Origin of the sequence: Pseudocitrobacter cyperus, from assembly GCF_039889165.1 — a bacterium.
GTDB lineage: Bacteria > Pseudomonadota > Gammaproteobacteria > Enterobacterales > Enterobacteriaceae > Pseudocitrobacter > Pseudocitrobacter cyperus.
The window spans coordinates 43,739-62,759 of record NZ_JAYMYY010000003.1 but is presented as its reverse complement, the minus strand read 5'-3'; the positions used below and the strand labels follow the sequence as shown (position 1 = coordinate 62,759).

The window sequence follows — 19,021 nt, the reverse complement described above, 5'->3', positions numbered from 1 at the left end:
TTAACTCCTTATCGGGCTACCCAGCCCAGCGTTCGCTGCGCCAGCACATCGCGTGCCGGGGTGAATAATTCCATCGCCATCAGCCCCAGATTTCGGCCCGCCACCAGCGGTGCCCAGCGGTTGGCAAACAGATGAACCAGACCATCGGTGACACCGATTGTGGCAGACTTATCGCCCGCGCGCTGGCGTTGATAACGACAAAGCAGAGCATAATTTCCGATATCCTGATTCGCTTTATGCGCCTGCGCCAGTCGTTCCGCAAGCGACATCACATCACGCAAACCGAGGTTGAAGCCCTGCCCGGCAATCGGATGCAGGGTTTGTGCCGCATTCCCCACCAGCGCCAGGCGATGGGATACCGGGCGGGTTGCCGTGGTCAGCGATAGGGGATAAGCAGTACGTGCGCCCGCATGGGTAATGCGCCCTAAACGCCAGCCAAACGCCTGCTGAAGTTCGTTACAGAAACGTTCGTCTGACCAGCCCATCACCTCATCGCGTTTTTCCAGCGCATGGCACCACACCAGCGAACAGCGCCCCTGCGACATAGGCAACATCGCCAGCGGGCCGTACTCGGTAAAACGTTCAAAGGCGCGGCCCTGATGGGCTACCGCCGTAGTGACATTGGCAATCACCGCCAGTTGTTGATAGGGCTCCTGCTGCCAGCTTATACCGCACTGCTCGCCCAGCGCCGAACGGGAACCGTCGGCCGCCACCAGCATCTGACCGGTGATGACCTCGCCACCGGCAAGCGTAACGCTTATCGCATCCTGTGTGCGGTTTACGCTCGCCACGCGCGCCGGGCAGTGTAACGTAACCCCGGACGCTTTACGCAGCAGCGCAAAAAGGCGTTGCCCAATATCATGCAATTCGACAACGTGGCCCAGCGCAGGCAAACGATACGATTCCGCCTCCAGAGTGACGAACCCGGCATGTCCGCGATCGCTTACATGAACGGTATTAATTGCCGTCGCACAGTCTGCAATTGCCTGCCAGATACCGACTTTCGCCAGTTGCTGACAGGTACCTGCCGCCAGCGCAATCGCCCGGGCATCAAAGCCCGGATGCTGCAGAGAGTCGACTTCTGCCGCTTCAATCAGATGCACCGGCAAACGCCCGTCTGTCATCTGCGACACCGCCAGCGCAAGCGTCGCGCCAGTCATTCCCCCGCCGACAATAATCAGGCTCATGGGCGACGCGCCGCCGCCATCAGCGCCTCAATATCATCCGCGCGTTTTACCACTGATGCGGTCAGGTTTTCGTTGCCGTCTGCGGTTATCAGAATGTCATCTTCGATGCGGATGCCAATGCCACGATACTCCGCAGGAACATCTGCATCCGGGGCGATATAAAGACCTGGTTCCACGGTTAATACCATGCCCGGTTCCAGCACCCGTGAACGATCCATGCCGTAAACACCGACATCGTGCACATCCAGCCCCAGCCAGTGGCTCAGGCCATGCATGAAGAACGGACGATGCGCGTTAGCAGCGATGAGCTTTTCCACGTCGCCATGCAGAATACCAAGGTTGCGCAAGCCAGTAATCATGATGCGCACCACTTCGCTGGTTACCTCCTGAATAGAGGTGCCTGGACGATAAAGTTTCAGCGAGGTTTCCAGCGATTCCAGTACGATATCGTAGATAGCGCGCTGCGCGGGGGTGAACTTGCCGTTTACCGGGAAGGTGCGTGTGATATCGCCTGCATAGCCTTTATATTCGCAACCGGCGTCGATCAGCACCAGGTCGCCATCACGCAGTTCTGATTCATTTTCGGTATAGTGCAGAATGCAGCCGTTTTCACCGCCACCAACGATGGTGTTATAAGACGGGAAACGTGCGCCGTGGCGGGTAAACTCGTGCAGAATTTCCCCTTCAAGCTGATACTCGAACATCCCCGGCTGGCACTTTTCCATCGCGCGCGTATGCGCCAGCGCGGTAATTTCACCAGCCCGTCGCATCACCGCAATCTCTTCTTCCGATTTGAACAGACGCATTTCGTGCACCAGCGGACGCCAGTCAATAACCGTTGCCGGTGCCACCAGATTTTGGCGCGAACCTTTACGCAGCTTATCCATCGCCGTGAAGACAATCTCATCAGCCCAGGCATACTCACCCTGAGCGTAATAGATAGCGTCCAGGCCATTAAGTAACTGGAACAATTGCTGATTGATTTCGCTGAAGGCCAGCGCGCGGTCAACGCCCAGTTTTTCCGGCGCGGCGTCCTGACCCAGACGGCGACCAAACCAGATCTCCGCCGTCAGGTCGCGCACACGGTTGAACAGCACGCTGTGGTTGTGAGTGTCATCGCTTTTAATCAGCACCAGCAAGGCTTCCGGCTCGTTAAAGCCCGTGAAGTACCAGAAATCGCTGTTCTGGCGATAGGGATACTCGGAATCCGCGCTGCGGGTCACTTCCGGCGCGGCAAAAATCAGCGCCGCGCTGCCTGGCTGCATTTGCGCCAGCAGTGCCTGACGGCGACGGAGAAACTCTTGCTGTGTCATGACATCTCCTTATTCACACATAACAATCGATAACGTTTAGTGTAGCGTTGGCTTTTGAACTTCCGGCGCAGTCGGCTGCGGACGAGTGAAGGTATCATGGCACAGCAGCGCCGCAACGCGCACATACTCAATAATCTCCTCCAGCGACATCTCCAGCTCTTCCTGATCCTCGTCTTCGTCGTAGCCCAGTTGTGCGATATTACGCAGATCGTCAATCGCTTCCCCGGTTTCGCCCTTCACTTTATCGAGCTTCGGCTGCGAAACGCCTAACCCCAGCAGGTAGTGATTTACCCAGCCCGAAAGCGCGTCGGCGCGTTCGAATACGCTGATGTCATCGCCATCAGGCAGATAAAGCTGAAAAAGAAAGCCGTCGTCTTCCAGCGAATCGCTGGTTACTGCATGCAGAGTGCGCAGCGCTTCAGCCAGTTCGTGGCCGAACGCCAGCCCTTCGTTAGTGAGGTCGTGAAGCAGCGGCTGCCATGAGCTGTCGTTGTTTCCGCCACAGAGCATCCCGCTGATGAGACCATGCATTTCCGCAGGTGTCAGACCTACCCCTTGTTGGTTCAGTAACTGGTTAAGTTCGGTGTAACCAGGCATTTCGTTCTGTATAGACATGCGCATTCATCATCGTTGGGAGGAATATTCATGGTATGCTACCACTTTGGACCCTGGTGATACCAGAAAAGGGCTTGTATGTTCGTGCCAGGGTAGCTATAGTGTCGCCCCTTCGCATCCTGGGTGTGAAGGCCGCGCAGTCAATCAGCAGGAAGGTGGCATGTCTGCAGAACCCGTCGATATTCACATTTTTGGCCGTTCGCTTCGCGTGAATTGCCCGCCTGAACAAAGGGATGCTTTGAATCAGGCTGCGGACGATCTGAATCAGCGGTTGCAAGATCTGAAAGAACGCACTAGAGTCACAAATACTGAGCAGTTGGTCTTCATCGCCGCGTTGAATATCAGCTATGAGTTAACTCAGGAAAAGTCCAAAACGCGCGATTACGCTTCCAGTATGGAGCAGCGCATTCGGATGCTTCAGCAGACCATTGAACAGGCATTGCTTGACCAGGGTCGCAGCACCGAAAAACCAGGGCAAAACTTTGAATAACACTTTGCAGTTTACTGTGGTAGAGTGACTGTGAAGAAAAAATTTCTCTGAGATGTTCGCAAGCGGGCCAGTCCCCTGAGCCGATATTTCATACCACAAGAATGTGGCGCTCCATGGTTGGTGAGCATGCTCGGCCCGTCCGAGAAGCCTTAAAACTGTGACGACGCATTCACCTTGAACCAAGGGTTCAAGGGTTACAGCCTGCGGCGGCATCTCGGAGATTCCCCTTCATTTACCACCTACCCCGTTATGACACAACTCCCTGAACTCGCACTCTCCCGACAAGACATCCGCAAGATGATTCGGCAAAAACGTCGCGAGATAACAGAACAGCAGCAAATCGATTTTGGCGAGCAAGCCGCATCACGCATGATGGCGTATCCGCCCATGGTGATGGCGCACACGGTCGCGCTGTTTTTGTCTTTTGATGGCGAGCTCGACACTCAACCGCTAATAGAACAACTCTGGCGAGCGGGTAAGCGCGTGTATCTGCCGGTACTTCACCCCTTCAGCCCCGGAAATCTGCTGTTTCTGCACTACCATCCACACAGCGAACTGGTCATTAACCGACTGAAAATTCACGAACCGAAACTCGATGTGCGCAATGTTCTGCCACTGAGCGAACTGGATGTGCTGATTACGCCGCTGGTCGCTTTCGACGAACAGGGGCAACGGCTGGGAATGGGCGGCGGGTTTTACGATCGCACGCTGCAAAACTGGCAGCATCATGGCATCAGCCCGGTAGGCTACGCGCACGATTGTCAGTTGGTGGAACGGCTGCCGGTTGAAGAGTGGGATATCCCGCTGCCAGCGGTGGTAACGCCGTCAAAAACCTGGGTGTGGTAGGGCGAAGTTTCCCACTTCGCCCCGATTGACTTTGCTGAATTTTTGACCTAAATTCCTCGGTAAAGGGTGAGGGAGGCGAACCTCCCTCCTGCGTCTTTGTTAATAGGCCGGGAAAGCGATTATTAACAGAATCAGCAGCATGATGACGTAGCTCATCATCGTCCCTTTCCTTATCAGAGCCCCTGCTTCGGTAGGGGCTTTCCCGTTTTAGCACCATGCTGCCCCTATCCTAATCTTTCTTACGCGCGCAAAATCGCCGTCGCGCGGCTTTAGTTGCCTATTACGACTCGCTTCGCAAAGGGTGATTACATACGTTTCAGAATGGAAAACAGCAGCGGATGAGCGGGAAAGTACAGGCAGGCCAGCGGCCCGCCCGTAAGTTAGTAAGAATCAGAACAGCATACGTGCGCGAACCGTGCCCGGAATCGCTTTCATGCTTTGCAGCGCTTTCTGCGCAACATCTTCTTCCGCTTCAATATCGATAACCACATAGCCCATCTGCGGCGTGGTTTGCAGGTACTGTGCGGCAATGTTGACGCCTTGCTCCGCGAAGATCTGGTTGATGGCGGTCAGTACGCCCGGGCGGTTTTCATGGATGTGCAGCAGGCGACGACCACCGTGGATCGGCAGCGAGACTTCCGGGAAGTTCACAGCAGAGAGCGTGGAGCCGTTGTCGGAGTATTTCGCCAGTTTACCCGCCACTTCCAGGCCGATATTTTCCTGCGCTTCCTGAGTTGAGCCCCCAATGTGCGGAGTCAGGATAACATTATCAAATTCACAAAGCGGAGAATTGAACGGATCGCTGTTCGTCGCCGGTTCGGTCGGGAAGACATCAATAGCCGCCCCCGCCAGATGTTTACGCGCCAGCGCATCGCACAGCGCCGGAATATCGACAACCGTACCACGCGAGGCGTTAATCAGCAGTGCGCCCGGCTTCATCAGCGCCAGCTCTTCCACGCCCATCATATTTTTGGTTGAGGCGTTTTCCGGCACATGCAAACTCACCACATCGCTCATGTTTAGCAAATCGGAGAGATGCTGAACCTGGGTGGCATTGCCCAACGGCAATTTGTTTTCAATGTCATAGAAGAATACGTGCATCCCCAGCGATTCCGCCAGAATACCGAGCTGAGTACCGATATGGCCATAACCGATAATGCCCAGTTTTTTACCGCGCGCTTCAAACGAGCCCACCGCCAGTTTATTCCACACGCCGCGGTGTGCTTTAGCATTCGCCTCCGGCACGCCGCGCAGCAACAGCAGCAGTTCGCCAATCACCAACTCAGCCACGGAACGGGTGTTCGAGAACGGTGCGTTAAAAACCGGTACGCCGCGTTTAGCTGCCGCGTTGAGATCGACCTGATTGGTGCCGATGCAGAAACAGCCCACTGCCACCAGTTTTTCCGCCGCCGCGAAAATCTCTTCGGTCAGATGAGTGCGGGAGCGCAGGCCGATGAAATGGGCATCACGGATGGACTCTTTCAGTTGTTCGCTGTCCAGAGCGCCTTTGTGAAACTCAATGTTGGTGTAACCTGCCGCACGAAGACTATCCAGCGCCTTCTGATGTACGCCTTCTACCAGCAGAAATTTAATTTTCTCTTTTTCCAGTGATACCTTAGCCATTTCCCCGCCCTGTCTTTGTTTTACTGATGTTGTGATGAACGAAAGTTCACCTAAGCAACATATCAAAAAAAACTATCACGGCAATCTAAACGTTTGCGTGTGACTCATGCAGAAAATTCACGCAGGAGGAAATGTCAGCATAAAATGCTGTGCATAAGAAATAAGCTGGGATGTTAATAAAGTGGTTTTGAGAAATGTGACACAAGTCACCAAAATCAGCCGAGTAAAAAAAATTGGGGGAAATGGGCTTCCCCCGGTCAGATCATTTCACGATGGTTTTAACACCATCAGCCGTACCGATGAGTGCCACATCAGCACCGCGATTGGCGAATAATCCCACGGTCACGACGCCTGGAATCGCGTTGATCGCGTTTTCCAGCGCGATAGCGTCGAGGATTTCCAGGCCATGCACATCCAGGATGACGTTACCGTTATCGGTGATCACGCCCTGACGGTACTCCGGGCGACCGCCCAGCTTAACCAGTTGACGTGCCACGCAGCTACGCGCCATTGGGATCACTTCTACCGGCAGCGGGAAGTTCCCCAGGATATCAACCTGTTTAGAGGCATCCGCGATGCAGATGAACTTGTCCGCCACAGAGGCAATAATCTTTTCACGCGTTAACGCCGCACCGCCGCCTTTGATCATCTGCATATGACCGTTGATCTCATCGGCGCCATCAACGTAGATACCCAGACGGTCGACTTCATTGAGGTCAAAAACGGTGATCCCGAGGCTTTTCAGTTTCTCGGTGGAAGCATCAGAGCTGGATACCGCTCCTTCAATCTGCCCTTTCATGGTGCCCAGCGCGTCGATAAAATGCGCGGCTGTAGAGCCCGTACCCACACCGACGATAGTGCCCGGTTGTACATATTGAAGCGCCGCCCAGCCTACTGCTTTTTTCAGTTCATCCTGCGTCATGATTATTGCCCATGCTGTAATGATATTTGGCGCATTATAGAACATCTGAACGCATTGTCGCATTGCGCCAGGCACCAATTTCGTCTGTAACTACCCGCAATTTATGTCATAGTGCGAGATAACGATTTTAGAGGAGCACCTCAACGTAATGAAACGTCCTGACTACAGAACATTACAGGCGCTGGATGCGGTTATTCGGGAACGCGGTTTTGAGCGCGCGGCGCAAAAACTATGCATTACCCAATCAGCCGTATCGCAGAGAATCAAACAACTGGAAAACATGTTCGGGCAACCGTTGCTGGTGCGAACCGTTCCGCCACGCCCTACAGAGCAGGGGCAAAAACTGCTGGCGCTGCTGCGTCAGGTAGAACTACTGGAAGATGAGTGGCTGGGCGATGAGCAGACAGGTTCCACGCCGCTGCTGCTGTCGCTGGCTGTCAACGCCGACAGCCTTGCAACCTGGCTGCTGCCGGCGCTTGCCGACGTGCTGGTCAACTCTCCGATTCGCCTCAATTTGCAGGTTGAGGATGAAACCCGAACCCAGGAGCGTCTGCGCCGGGGCGAAGTTGTGGGGGCGGTGAGTATCCAGCCGCAAGCGTTGCCAAGCTGCCTGGTCGATCAACTGGGCGCGCTGGACTACCTTTTCGTCGGTTCAAAAGCCTTTGCTGAGCGCTACTTTCCCAATGGCGTAACGCGCTCGGCGCTGTTAAAAGCGCCAGCCGTTGCATTCGACCATCTGGACGATATGCATCAGGCTTTCCTGCAACAAAACTTCGACCTGCCGCCGGGGAGCGTGCCATGTCATATCGTGAACTCGTCGGAAGCCTTCGTGCAACTGGCGCGTCAGGGCACAACCTGTTGCATGATCCCGCATTTGCAGATTGAAAAGGAGTTAGCGTCTGGCGAGCTGATAGATTTGACGCCAGGGCTGTTTCAGCGTCGGATGCTGTACTGGCACCGCTTCGCGCCGGAAAGCCGCATGATGCGTAATGTAACGGACGCGCTGCTGGAGTATGGGCGTCGGGTATTAAGACAGGATTAATGGTGAAACGCCGGATGACGTGAAGCCATCCGGCAAAGCTATCATTACTGCGCTTTCGCGGGCGCTGCAGTCTGTGACTGAGCCGGTTGTAGCTCAAACACGACATCGACCTGATCGCCAAACTGAATCGTCGGCTGCTCATAGGTCTCTTGTGCAGATACAGGCGCGGCATCCGCCTTCATCATGCGCACCATCGGGCTTGGCTGATAATTCGACACATGGTAACGCACGCTATAAACCGGCCCCAGTTTGCTGTTAAATCCTGCCGCCAGCTCTTTCGCCTGATGAATAGCGTCATCAATCGCCGCTTTACGCGCTTTATCTTTGTAGGCATCCGGCTGAGCCACGCCCAGCGACACAGAACGAATTTCATTCAGGCCTGCTTTCAACGCGCCATCCAGCAGGGAATTAAGTTTATCCAGTTGGCGCAGGGTGACTTCAACAGTACGTACCGCGCGATAACCTTTCAGAATGCTTTTACCATTTTGATAGTCATAATCGGGCTGAGTACGCAGGTTAGCCGAGCTGATATCCTTTTTCGCTACACCATTTTGCTCAAGGAAGGAGAGGTACTGCGCCACGCGCTGATCCGCCTGTTTCTTGGCTGTTGCCGCATCTTTAGCCGCGATGTTAACTTCAATCGCCAGGGTGGCAATATCCGGGGTTGCATCGACGCTGGCCGTACCGGAGGTGACAATATGCGGGCCATTTGGTAACTCATTTGCCTGTACAGACATGGCGCTCAGCCCCATCAATGCTGTCAGCGCTATCACTTTAAACTTCACTGTCGTCTCTCCATGTTACGTTATCACCCGAAAATACAAGTTCTCGCATCCAAGCTTAGCGCCTCATCTGCGAAAGTCCATCGGAGAACACTTAGTTGAACAAGGCGTAAACATGTCCAATTCCCTCTTTCGCCAACTGGAAAGCTATAAACCACATCACCGCACCAACCAGGATATTGATAATACGTTGCGCTTTAGCGGTGCGCAGGCGCGGCGCCAGCCATGCCGCCAGCAGCGCCAGGCCGAAGAACCAGAGGAAGGAAGCGCTGACGGTGCCGAGCGCAAACCAACGCTTAGGCTCTACATCGAGCTGCCCACCGAGGCTCCCCAGCACCACAAAGGTATCGAGATAAACGTGGGGGTTCAGCCAGGTGACGGCAAGCATAGTGGCAATGATTTTCCAACGCCCCTGTTTAAGCACTTCAGCGCTGGCAAGCTCCAGATTGCTGCTCATCGCCGTCTTCAGCGCGCCAAATCCGTACCACAATAAAAAGGCCACGCCGCCCCAGGTGACTAACGCCAGTAACCACGGCGACTGCATCAGCAATGCGCTGCCGCCAAAAATCCCGGCGCAAATCAGTAGCAAATCGCTGACGGCGCAAAGTAGCGCAATCATGATGTGGTACTGACGGCGGATCCCCTGATTCATGACGAACGCGTTCTGCGGGCCGAGCGGAAGGATCATGGCTGCGCCAAGCGCAAGACCTTGAAAATAATAAGATATCATGAGTTTTATCCTGAGCGATGTCTGTTTAGCGCAGACTATAGCGCGGGATAATCATTAGCGGAAATGGATAATATTAATAGCTTATTAGAATGTCTAATAATGGCGGAGCACGGCTCCGCCATCAGGCAGGATAAATTACTCCGCGTCTTCTTTTACGCGTTTAAAATTGACGTCCATTTGCGGATACGGGAAGCTGATACCCGCCGCGTCAAACTCACGCTTAATGCGCTCCAGTACATCCCAGTATACGCTTTGCAGATCGCCGCTGTTGCTCCAGACGCGCACCACAAAGTTAATCGATGACGCCCCCAGTTCATTCAAACGCACGGTCATTTCGCGATCTTTCAGAATACGCTCGTCAGACTGGATAATAGTGCTCAGAATCGATTTCACCTGATCGATATCGGAGTCATACGCCACGCCAATAATAAATTCATTGCGGCGCACCGGTTCGCGGGAGTAGTTAATGATGTTACCGGCGATGATTTTTCCGTTCGGCACCACGACAATCTTGCCATCAACGGAACGCAGCGTGGTGGAGAAAATCTGCACCTGTAATACCGTCCCGGCGATCCCGCCCAGATCAACATATTCGCCTACGCGGAACGGGCGGAACATCACCAACAGCACCCCGGCGGCCAGGTTAGAGAGCGACCCCTGCAATGCGAGACCTACGGCCAGAACGGCACCACCCAGTACCGCGATCACCGATGCGGTTTGCACCCCCACTCGCCCCAGCGCGGCAATCAAAGTAAAGGCGATAATGCCATAGCGCACCAGCGCGGACAGGAAGTCAGCAACAGTAGCGTCGATATGACGCGCGACCATCAGACGGTTCACGGTATTGGACACCAGTCTCGCAACGATCATCCCGATGATGATGATAGCGATAGCCGCTACGATGTTAACGGCATAACTCAGTAACAGCTCCTGATTACGAACCAGCCAGGTGCCAGCACCATTAATGCTGTCAACCACGTTTAAATCTTCCATTCAATCTCCCCGAACATAAAAAAGTGTGAGTATGCTCTCACGAAAAATGACCATTTAAAGGTAAACAAAAAGCGCCAAATATGCCATTTTTCAATATGATTCGGGATATTTCCGGGGCTGAATCAGTTTCCGGCCAGGCGATCGACCATACGCAAAAAGCCGCTTACCAGCGCATTCTTCTGCTTAAAAACCTCCGCAATTTCGCTCACGACTTTGCCGCTACCGGCATTTTTCCAGGCGATAGATAGCGGTGAAGGCTGACGAGGATTAACGACATCACGCGCGACCAGCGCGCCAGACTCGACGTAAGGGCGGCACAAGCGCTCAGGCAGAAAACCTACGCCAAGGCCACTTAAATGACAGGCAAGCTTAGTGCCGAGATCCGGCACCTTAATCTCTTTCTGCCCGCTCAACAGCCATGCAACGCGTCGGGTTAGCGTCCGCGACGTATCCTCGATATTGATAGCCGGATAACGACGCAGCACATCATCAGAAAGCATCCCGGCGGGGTGTTTCGCCAGCGGGTGACTTTGCGCCACCACGAACTGCCAACTGATATCTCCGAGCGGCAATAAAGAGATATTATTGGAAAGCGATTCCGAACCGGTAACGCCAATCGCCAGTTGAAAATCGTCATACAACAGAGAGTCCCACACGCCCATATAAACCTGACGGGAAATCTGAAATCGGGTGAAAGGGAATTGTTGATGCAGCCAGGTTAGCAGGTCAGCCGTGGTTTGTGGTTGATAAAGCAGGTTATTGATAACGATATTTACCTGTCGCTCTACGCCTGCGTTAATTTGCTGTAGCTCATCCGGCATCGCATCCAGCCAGTTAAGCCACTGACGGCAGTGCTCCAGAAGATGCTGCCCGGCGCGGGTCAGGCTCACAGAGCGCGTGGTTCGTAAGAAGAGCTGTGTCCCCACCTGCTCTTCCAGCGTTTTAATACGGTAGCTTATCGCAGCAGGCGTCTTATGCAGCGAACTGGCCGCGCGGGAAAAACTTTCCGTCTCAGCAACCCGAATAAATGTACGTATCGTTTCCTGATCGAGCATGCGTTCTCCTTGATAACATTACTCGCAACCACTGCTGCGCAAGTGCTACCCCCAACAGCATATCAGCCCCGGAAGTATGTCCTATTGAAAGCACACGCCGAATTGCCTGACGAGGGTCGCGGTCAGACTGCAAACAGCGCATCAGTTGCAAAACGGGGGTCGAAAACTCCCCTTCGATGGCGCTATTCAGGTAACTACAGCTTACCGAAGTTGTCAGTAAAACGAGCCTATCTTTTGCCGGCAAAAAAGGACATGACCGAAGATTTCGGGAAAAACCGGCTGAGGTTAGCACCGCCATAACCCCCGTAAGAATATCATCACCGCTGGGCGTCAACCCCGGCCCCCGGCCAATAAGCCAGCTCCAGTCAGGTTCTTGTCCCGCAAACCAATTATCAAGTTCCGTAAACAGACGGTGATAAACCGGCAACGCCGTAAGAGGATGACTTAAAGGCAGACCTAATCCACTTTGTCGGGAACAGCCGCTGAGGCTAAGGGGAGCGAGCGCCCCGGGGAACAACTTCAGGCAAAGTGGACGGCGAGCCTTGAGCCTTCCGCCAGGCCACCATAACTGCTCGCCGCGTTTGACAAGAAACGGCGCGCAAGCCATCTGGCTAAAATCACGTCTGCTGAGCAAAATGCCCGTCGGCCCCATACCTTTACCGTAGCGAAAAAGCGTCAGCAGCGCGCCATCCGCCCGGCAATAATTCACCGCCTGCGAAAAGCGGCTATGTAGCCGCCACTCGCCGTCTGCCAGCCGGGATAACCCGGCGTGCGCAAGCGCAGTTACTCTTTTCATCTGCAGCACTCCGGGGCGGCGATGCCGCCCCTTTTAATACTCAGGCGGTGATGTGATGCAGTTCGGCCAGCGCTTCCAGCGCTTTCTCAAAACAGAGCAGCGGCGCACGCACGGTACCGGCGCCGACCTGGCCGATTCCGGCATCGCGATGCGCAATACCGGTATTAATCAGCGGCGTAATGCCCGTTTCCACCACCCGACGGATATCCAGCCCCAGACAGGCGCCTTTAAAATCCCACGAAGGGATCTGGAACAGAGGATTGTGATCGAGATAGATCTCAGCCATCTCTTCCGAAGTTTCCAGCGCCGCGCCCATTCCACCCGCGCCAACAAAGCGGGTGACTCCCGGTGCCGCGATCATCGCCGCGCCGCCAATACCGAGTGTTTCAGTGATAGCACTGTCACCAATATCAGGGTTAGCATCTGCCTGACTGTATCCGGTGAAGAAAAGGCCCTGCGGCGTGTTTACCGGCGCGGTGAACCAGCGATCGCCCGTGCCGCTGACGCGAATACCGAACTCGCGGCCATTGCGCGTCATCGCCGTGACGACGGAGCCTGCTTTGATCACTGCCGCCGCGTCCATTACCACCTTGCTGTAAGCCATCGCCAGGTTCAGGAAGAACTGATCGGTGACGCTGAGGAATTGTAATACCTCAATCACTTCCGCTTTGGGACGATCCAGCCCGGCGATCACCGGAGATAACGTGCGCAGCAGCAGTGAAGAGGCGGCAATATTACGCTGATGGAACTCATCCCCCATGGTGATGGCCTGCGCCATCAGGGCGGTGAGATCCACGCCGTTTTCGATTTTGCCAAGCGCATCCTGCAGGACAGGCGCCAGCGTATCGCGCATCCAGCACAGACGTTGCTGAACATCATCACCGTAGGCGCCAAAACGCATCACCTTGCCGATCCCTTCATTCAGATTGCAGCAAGCGTGATTACCGTGAACCACGTCTTTCACCACCAGAACCGGCATGTTTGCGGAAGTGATCCCTCCCATTGGGCCGACCGCGCCCACATGATGACAAGGGATAAACTCGACTTCACCCTGACTAAGCAGGCGCACAGCCTCTTCTTCCGTAGCGGCCCACCCTTCAAACAACGATGCCCCAATACAGGCACCGCGCATCGGCCCGGTCATCGCCTCCCACGCGATTGGCGGCCCGGCATGAAGCAGCTTACGGCCTGAGGCCAGAGTGATGACCACCTCTTTAGCGGGGCGAACGGCCACCCAGTGCGGACGGGCAGCTTTGATGCGCTCAATAATAGCTTCGTTAGCCTGTGCAATTGATGAATACATTTCCGTACCTCTAACTTAATGTAACTGTTTGAGAAGACTGGCAAGATGCGCGTTGCCGCCGGCAACAGGCGCCCATTGATAATGCACGACAGGCGTGCCGCTGCTTTGCAGATCCAACGCGAAGCTGCGTAAACCGGCATTGATAACCTGGACGCCGTCCAGCAACGCGTAGTGGTTCCCTGCCGGATGGCTTTCCTGATGATGAGTCAGGCTAATCGCGAGCAGAATCGCCTCTTCCAGCGTCTCAACAACGGCAACGCCAGCCTCCCGGAGTTTTTCGCTTTGCGCGGCGCGCCCCTGCGGATCGCCATCGGTTCCTGTCAGGGTGGCGATAGTCACCAGCGGCGCGGTTCTGCGTGCGCGTACCTGTCCCAGCGCCTCGACCACTGCGCCCGCAGGATCTTCACAGGCGCCGTAGCCAAGCACGACGTCCAGCAGCAGCACGCCAACCTCCTGCAGGGCGGCCAGTTTTTCGATTTCAATACTGCGGGTGGTGGGATCAATCATTGGATGAGGCCTGCCAAGGGTGTAGCTGTCGTCCCCCAGGTCAACAATGCGATGCCCGCCAGCGTCCAGCATCACGCCTTGCGCATGGTTTTCACTCACCGGCACGTTTAGCCCCCCGGAGAGCAGCATTGCGGCTTCCGCAGCCAGCGTTCCCCCGGCATAAAGCCCGTAAATACCTTTGCCCGCCACTTGCGGCTGGATCTGCCGTTGCTGCGCCACTCGCATCAACAGTACCGCCAGGCGCGCGGCTTCAGACAACGAGTTCGCCAGCCAGACGTTTCCTTCCCGTTTCTGTTCCGGCTTACTGCCAAGAAAGAGCGCCACGACGGGTTTCCCAACTTTTTGCATCGCGGCGATGATCCGCGTGCAAACCTGTGGAGACGGTGGTTTGGAAACGAAGGCAATCACCTGAGTCGCCTCATCCGATGCCAGCATCTCAAGCGCAGTTAAGGCGCTAATTCCGCCGACCTCGGCGCTTAAGTCGCGCCCACCTAAACCAATCGCATGGCGAATACCCTGCTGATGCAGGGCGATCTGCGAAGTAATCTCCTGAATCCCCGTACCTGATGCGCCAATCACCCCGATGCCCCCTTCCGGCAGCACGTTAGCGAACGCCAGCGGGCTGCCGGCAATCATCGCGGTGCCGCAGTCTGGCCCCATAACGATAAGCCCGCGTTCGCGCGCCAGCGTTTTCAGTTCCACCTCTTGCGCCAGCGGGACGTTATCGGAAAACATCATCACGTTTTTGCCGGCCAGCAAGCCCTCTTTGGCCACCGATGCCGCATACTCCCCCGCCACTGAGACCAGTAACAGATTGGCTTGCGGCAGTTTCTGACACGCGCTTTCCCAACGGCGCGCTTTCAACAACTGTTGTGAGCTTCCTGATGCGTTGGTAATGGCGCTAAGTTCTTTTTCCAGTTGCTCGCGGATTAAATCCATAATCGCCGGTTGTTCTGTTTCAGTTCGCACGGCTACGCAAATGTCGTTGGGGGTAGCATCCGCGAAATCGTCGTGCCAGAAACCCGTAGATTGCAGCATCGATTTATTCGCGGGGGTGCCCATCATTACCGACACCTGATCCACTTCCGGGCGTTCGCTCAATTTGCGGGAAATAATCATCAGGCTGACGGAGTCCTGAAAACTTCCCTTTTTAATAAAGGCGTAAATCATTACCGCTACCTCTTATGTACGTTTTTCTTTTAAAAACAACATGGCGACCAGACCGACAGCTAATAAAACGGCTGAAACATAAAAGCTGGAGGCCAGGCTTCCGGTCATATCTCGTGCCGCACCGGCAATAATCGGCGCAAGAATAGATGAACTCATTCCGATGAAATTAAATAAACCAAAGGCAGTACTGTAATTATTTTCATCCACGCTATCTGCCACCAGCGCTACCAACACTGGGTCAAGTGCCAGTTTGCCCACCAGGCCATAAACACACAGCGCAACAATGACGCCGGTCATATTCGGCATCCAGACGATGGACAGCATGCTAAGGATCGCAACCGGCACCAAAAACATGATTAATGGTTTACGTTTACCTAATTTATCTGACAAGCTGGAAAATAACAGTGCGCCAGGAATGGAGATCCATGCCACCAGCGATGAAATAAAGCCGGTTTCACTTCCGGCAATACCGCGCTCACTTTGTAAATAGTATGGAAGCCAGGTTAATATGACGAAGAAACCAAACAGACTACAGAACACCATGATATAGGTAAGAATTAAATTACGGTTCTTCAGCAGATCGCTAAATTTCCCTTTTTTAATCGGCTTACCGTCAACGTCTGCGGTGCGTTTCTTCTCTTTGACAAAGAACCAAATAGCCACGCCGACCAGAACGGATGGCACCGCCATCGCATAGAACGGCATCCGCCATGAATGGCCCTGATCGTAGACCAGCCAGCTTGAGGTCATCAGGCCAAGCGCAATACCAAACGCCATACCGCTGTTGATAATAGCGCTACCCAGCGAGCGAAATTTTTTCGGAATCTGCTCGGAGGACAAACCATATTGTGGGCCGTAATAGGTTCCTTCGCCTGCCCCCGTGACCACGCGGGCAAACAGTAATGTGTACCAGCTTTTTGCCCAGCCCGTTACCGCAGTAAAGACGCCGAACAAAATAAATCCGGGTACCAGAACCTTTTTCTTACCAATTTTATCACCGAGGATCCCCGCCGGTACCTGTAATAAAGCATAAGAAAAATAGAATACTGAATTAAGAATACCTAATTGTGTACCTGTTAAGCCAAACTCTTTTTCCAGCTCGCCCATAACCGGATTAAGAACAGTACGGTCGGCATACATAAAAATCCAGCCCAGCCAGAACAGGAATACGGTGACCCACCAGGCTGGTATTCCTTTTCTTTTTGTGACGTCAGTCACTTCACATGAATCAGACATAAGTGAACTCCCGGTAATCGTTACCGCTGAATGCCTCTGTCAGGAGGCTTGATGTTTAAACTGACCTAACCATATCGGGGTTAACCTACTTTTCATTTGAGCAAAGTCACACTAAAACCATTGTTATAAATTCCTGGTAACTCACCGCGTAATTATTAAAAAAAGTCTAATAATCACTTTTAAATTTCGTTATATAAAAACAGTTAAAATAACGATAATTGACAAGTTATTTTTCGCGATATTTAAATCATTATCGCCATCACAGTGACCAGAAATAGAAAAACTATATTGAGCACGACATCATCTATTTTGTGAGGCAATAATGAAGAAGAAACTGGTCATTGCCCTTGGCGGTAATGCGTTATTACAGCGTGGCGAGATCCTGAGCGCCGGGAATCAACAGAAAAGCATTCGACTCTTTTCCCAAATGGTGGCGCAACTGGCAAATGATTATCAACTGGTGATCGTCCACGGTAACGGCCCGCAGGTTGGACTGCTGGCCTTACAGAATGCCGCCTACCGGGATGCGCCTGCCTGGCCGCTGGATATACTGGTCGCTGAGAGTCAGGGGATGATTGGCTTTGCGATTGCGCAGGAGCTCACGGCCAACAGCAGCGCCCCGGTCACCACGCTGATGACACGCGTGGAAGTCGACCCCAATGACGATGCTTTTGCATCGCCAGGCAAATACATCGGGCCTGTTTATCCTCCGGAGCAGCAGGCCGAATTGCAGGCGCAATATGGCTGGCAGATGAAGGCTGACGGCCAATATATCCGCCGTGTGGTCGCCTCCCCTACCCCTTTGAAAATTATCGATAGCGAGGCGATCCGCACGTTAATGGATGATGGGCATCTGGTGATTTGCTGCGGGGGCGGGGGTATTCCGGTCATTGCAAAAGAGGGGGGTTATCAGGGTACCGAAGCCGTGATTGATAAAGATTTGACGGCAGCCGTACTGGCCCAGGCCATCAGCGCCGATCATCTGCTCATTCTGACCGATGCCGATGCGGTGTATGAAAATTGGGGTACGCCACAGGCGCGCGCTTTACGTCACGTTACCCCTGCAGAACTGGCACCGTTCGCTGCGCCGGATGGCGCGATGGGGCCAAAGGCTGCGGCAGTCATTCAGTTTGTCAAACAAACCGGGAATAGCGCATTTATTGGCGCGCTGAAAGATGCGCCGCAGATCCTTTCAGGGGAAAAAGGAACCTGTATCTCGCGCTAATCTCAAAACAAGCAGACAAAAAAGGCTTCCCGAAGGAAGCCTTTTATCAAACAGAGTATCAAATTACAGAACGTCTACCGCGTTCAGCTCTTTGAAAGCCTGCTCCAGACGAGCACTCATGCTGGTCTGGCCTGCGCGCAGCCATACGCGCGGATCGTAGTATTTCTTGTTCGGCTGGTCTTCGCCTTTCGGGTTACCCAACTGACCCTGCAGGTAAGCTTCGTTGGTTTTGTAGTAGTTCAGAATACCTTCCCAGGTCGCCCATTGGGTATCGGTATCGATGTTCATTTTTACTACGCCGTAGCTTACGGAGTCTTTGATTTCCTGAGCAGAAGAACCGGAACCGCCGTGGAAGACGAAGTTCAGGCTGTTGTGCGGCAGGTTATGTTTCTTAGAAACATAGTCCTGAGAATCACGCAGGATGGTCGGAGTCAGAACCACGTTACCTGGTTTGTACACGCCGTGTACGTTACCGAAGGAAGCGGCGATGGTGAAACGCGGGCTGATTTTGCTCAGTTCAGTGTACGCGTAATCAACGTCTTCCGGCTGGGTGTACAGTGCAGAAGCGTCCATGTGGCTGTTGTCCACGCCGTCTTCTTCACCACCGGTGCAACCCAGTTCGATTTCCAGGGTCATGCCCATTTTGGACATACGCGCCAGGTATTTGGAGCAGATTTCGATGTTTTCGTGCAGGGATTCTTCAGACAGGTCAATCATGTGAGAAGAGAACAGCGGTTTGCCAGTTGCAGCGAAGTGTTTCTCACCCGCGTCCAGCAGGCCGTCGATCCACGGCAGCAGTTTTTTAGCACAGTGGTCAGTGTGCAGGATAACCGGAACACCGTAGTGTTCAGCCATCTGGTGTACGTGATGCGCGCCAGAGATAGCACCCATGATTGCAGCGCCCTGAGGAACGTCAGTTTTCACGCCTTTACCCGCGATGAACGCAGCGCCGCCGTTGGAGAACTGAACGATAACCGGTGCTTTAACTTTAGCAGCGGTTTCCAGAACGGCGTTGATAGAGTCGGTACCGACGCAGTTTACTGCTGGCAGTGCAAAGTTATTTTCTTTTGCTACCTGGAACACTTTCTGAACGTCATCACCAGTGATAACACCAGGTTTTACGAAATCAAAAATTTTAGACATGTTTACGAGTCCTATCTGTATCTTCGGCCGTTAGAAAAAGAAG

General features: G+C 53.9%; 18 protein-coding genes and 1 other RNA gene. 5 read left to right on the top strand and 14 right to left on the bottom strand.

The annotated features are described in order from the left end of the window. Nucleotides 1-8: 8 nt before the first annotated feature. Genes ubiH through VSR74_RS11890 form a run of 3 tightly spaced genes read right to left on the bottom strand, consistent with a single transcriptional unit; the run spans nt 9 to nt 3,115 of the window. On the bottom strand, nt 9-1,187 hold the full coding sequence (gene ubiH, locus VSR74_RS11900; protein WP_347794932.1) for a 2-octaprenyl-6-methoxyphenyl hydroxylase: 1,179 nt from the start codon (nt 1,185-1,187) through the stop codon (nt 9-11). Further along, nucleotides 1,184-2,500 (bottom strand): Xaa-Pro aminopeptidase, encoded by a 1,317-nt coding sequence (gene pepP, locus VSR74_RS11895; protein WP_347794931.1) that lies wholly within the window; start codon nt 2,498-2,500, stop codon nt 1,184-1,186. The genes ubiH and pepP overlap by 4 nt, the downstream gene beginning before the upstream one ends. Nucleotides 2,501-2,536: 36 nt before the next feature. Continuing rightward, the gene (locus VSR74_RS11890) at nt 2,537-3,115 is read right to left on the bottom strand and encodes a YecA/YgfB family protein (RefSeq protein WP_347794930.1); all 579 of its coding nucleotides are present in this window, start codon (nt 3,113-3,115) and stop codon (nt 2,537-2,539) included. 160 nt (nt 3,116-3,275) lie between these two features. Here VSR74_RS11890 and zapA point away from each other — a divergent pair, with 160 nt between their 5' ends. From zapA to VSR74_RS11875, 3 genes are all read left to right on the top strand, one after another. Then, nucleotides 3,276-3,605: a cell division protein ZapA gene (gene zapA, locus VSR74_RS11885; protein WP_347794929.1), complete on the top strand. Its 330-nt coding sequence runs from the start codon at nt 3,276-3,278 to the stop codon at nt 3,603-3,605. A 41-nt stretch (nt 3,606-3,646) separates the two neighbouring features. Beyond that, nucleotides 3,647-3,830, top strand: a non-coding RNA gene (gene ssrS / locus VSR74_RS11880) — 6S RNA. A gap of 24 nt (nt 3,831-3,854) precedes the next feature. Beyond that, complete coding sequence (locus tag VSR74_RS11875) at nt 3,855-4,451, top strand: 5-formyltetrahydrofolate cyclo-ligase (RefSeq protein WP_347794928.1); 597 nt, start codon at nt 3,855-3,857, stop codon at nt 4,449-4,451. 390 nt (nt 4,452-4,841) lie between these two features. On the opposite strand, the gene serA is transcribed toward VSR74_RS11875, so the two are convergent. Both serA and rpiA read right to left on the bottom strand, forming a co-directional pair. After that, the gene (gene serA, locus VSR74_RS11870; protein WP_347794927.1) at nt 4,842-6,074 is read right to left on the bottom strand and encodes a phosphoglycerate dehydrogenase; all 1,233 of its coding nucleotides are present in this window, start codon (nt 6,072-6,074) and stop codon (nt 4,842-4,844) included. A 262-nt stretch (nt 6,075-6,336) separates the two neighbouring features. Further along, nucleotides 6,337-6,996, bottom strand: a complete 660-nt coding sequence (rpiA, locus tag VSR74_RS11865; protein WP_347794926.1) for a ribose-5-phosphate isomerase RpiA — start codon at nt 6,994-6,996, stop codon at nt 6,337-6,339. A gap of 148 nt (nt 6,997-7,144) precedes the next feature. On the opposite strand from rpiA, the gene argP reads away from it, so the two are divergent. Further along, nucleotides 7,145-8,038, top strand: a complete 894-nt coding sequence (argP, locus tag VSR74_RS11860) for a DNA-binding transcriptional regulator ArgP (RefSeq protein ID WP_347794925.1) — start codon at nt 7,145-7,147, stop codon at nt 8,036-8,038. Nucleotides 8,039-8,082: 44 nt separating this feature from the next. On the opposite strand, the gene VSR74_RS11855 is transcribed toward argP, so the two are convergent. The 8 genes from VSR74_RS11855 to VSR74_RS11820 form a co-directional block, all read right to left on the bottom strand. Next, entirely contained in the window at nt 8,083-8,823 is a 741-nt protein-coding gene (locus tag VSR74_RS11855) for an oxidative stress defense protein (protein ID WP_347794924.1), read from the bottom strand. Between the two features lie 91 nt (nt 8,824-8,914). After that, nucleotides 8,915-9,550 (bottom strand): arginine exporter ArgO, encoded by a 636-nt coding sequence (gene argO / locus VSR74_RS11850; RefSeq protein WP_347794923.1) that lies wholly within the window; start codon nt 9,548-9,550, stop codon nt 8,915-8,917. A 135-nt stretch (nt 9,551-9,685) separates the two neighbouring features. Next, the gene (locus VSR74_RS11845) at nt 9,686-10,543 is read right to left on the bottom strand and encodes a small-conductance mechanosensitive channel MscS (RefSeq protein WP_347794922.1); all 858 of its coding nucleotides are present in this window, start codon (nt 10,541-10,543) and stop codon (nt 9,686-9,688) included. Between the two features lie 122 nt (nt 10,544-10,665). Next, entirely contained in the window at nt 10,666-11,598 is a 933-nt protein-coding gene (gene allS, locus VSR74_RS11840; RefSeq protein WP_347794921.1) for an HTH-type transcriptional activator AllS, read from the bottom strand. Further along, on the bottom strand, nt 11,555-12,394 hold the full coding sequence (locus VSR74_RS11835; protein WP_347794920.1) for an oxamate carbamoyltransferase subunit AllH family protein: 840 nt from the start codon (nt 12,392-12,394) through the stop codon (nt 11,555-11,557). Before VSR74_RS11835 ends, allS begins: the two co-directional genes overlap by 44 nt. 40 nt (nt 12,395-12,434) lie before the next feature. Further along, a complete protein-coding gene (locus tag VSR74_RS11830) occupies nt 12,435-13,697 on the bottom strand; it encodes a YlbE family protein (protein ID WP_347794919.1) in 1,263 nt (420 codons plus the stop codon). A 15-nt stretch (nt 13,698-13,712) separates the two neighbouring features. After that, nucleotides 13,713-15,374, bottom strand: coding sequence for an acyl-CoA synthetase FdrA (locus VSR74_RS11825; RefSeq protein WP_347794918.1), 1,662 nt, complete (start codon nt 15,372-15,374; stop codon nt 13,713-13,715). Nucleotides 15,375-15,386: 12 nt separating this feature from the next. After that, nucleotides 15,387-16,610, bottom strand: coding sequence for an MFS transporter (locus tag VSR74_RS11820; protein WP_347794917.1), 1,224 nt, complete (start codon nt 16,608-16,610; stop codon nt 15,387-15,389). 322 nt (nt 16,611-16,932) lie between these two features. Here VSR74_RS11820 and VSR74_RS11815 point away from each other — a divergent pair, with 322 nt between their 5' ends. Continuing rightward, nucleotides 16,933-17,835, top strand: coding sequence for a carbamate kinase (locus tag VSR74_RS11815; RefSeq protein WP_347794916.1), 903 nt, complete (start codon nt 16,933-16,935; stop codon nt 17,833-17,835). Between the two features lie 63 nt (nt 17,836-17,898). Here VSR74_RS11815 and fbaA read toward each other — a convergent pair whose 3' ends face one another. Next, nucleotides 17,899-18,978: a class II fructose-bisphosphate aldolase gene (gene fbaA / locus VSR74_RS11810; protein ID WP_149463278.1), complete on the bottom strand. Its 1,080-nt coding sequence runs from the start codon at nt 18,976-18,978 to the stop codon at nt 17,899-17,901. Nucleotides 18,979-19,021: the final 43 nt, after the last annotated feature.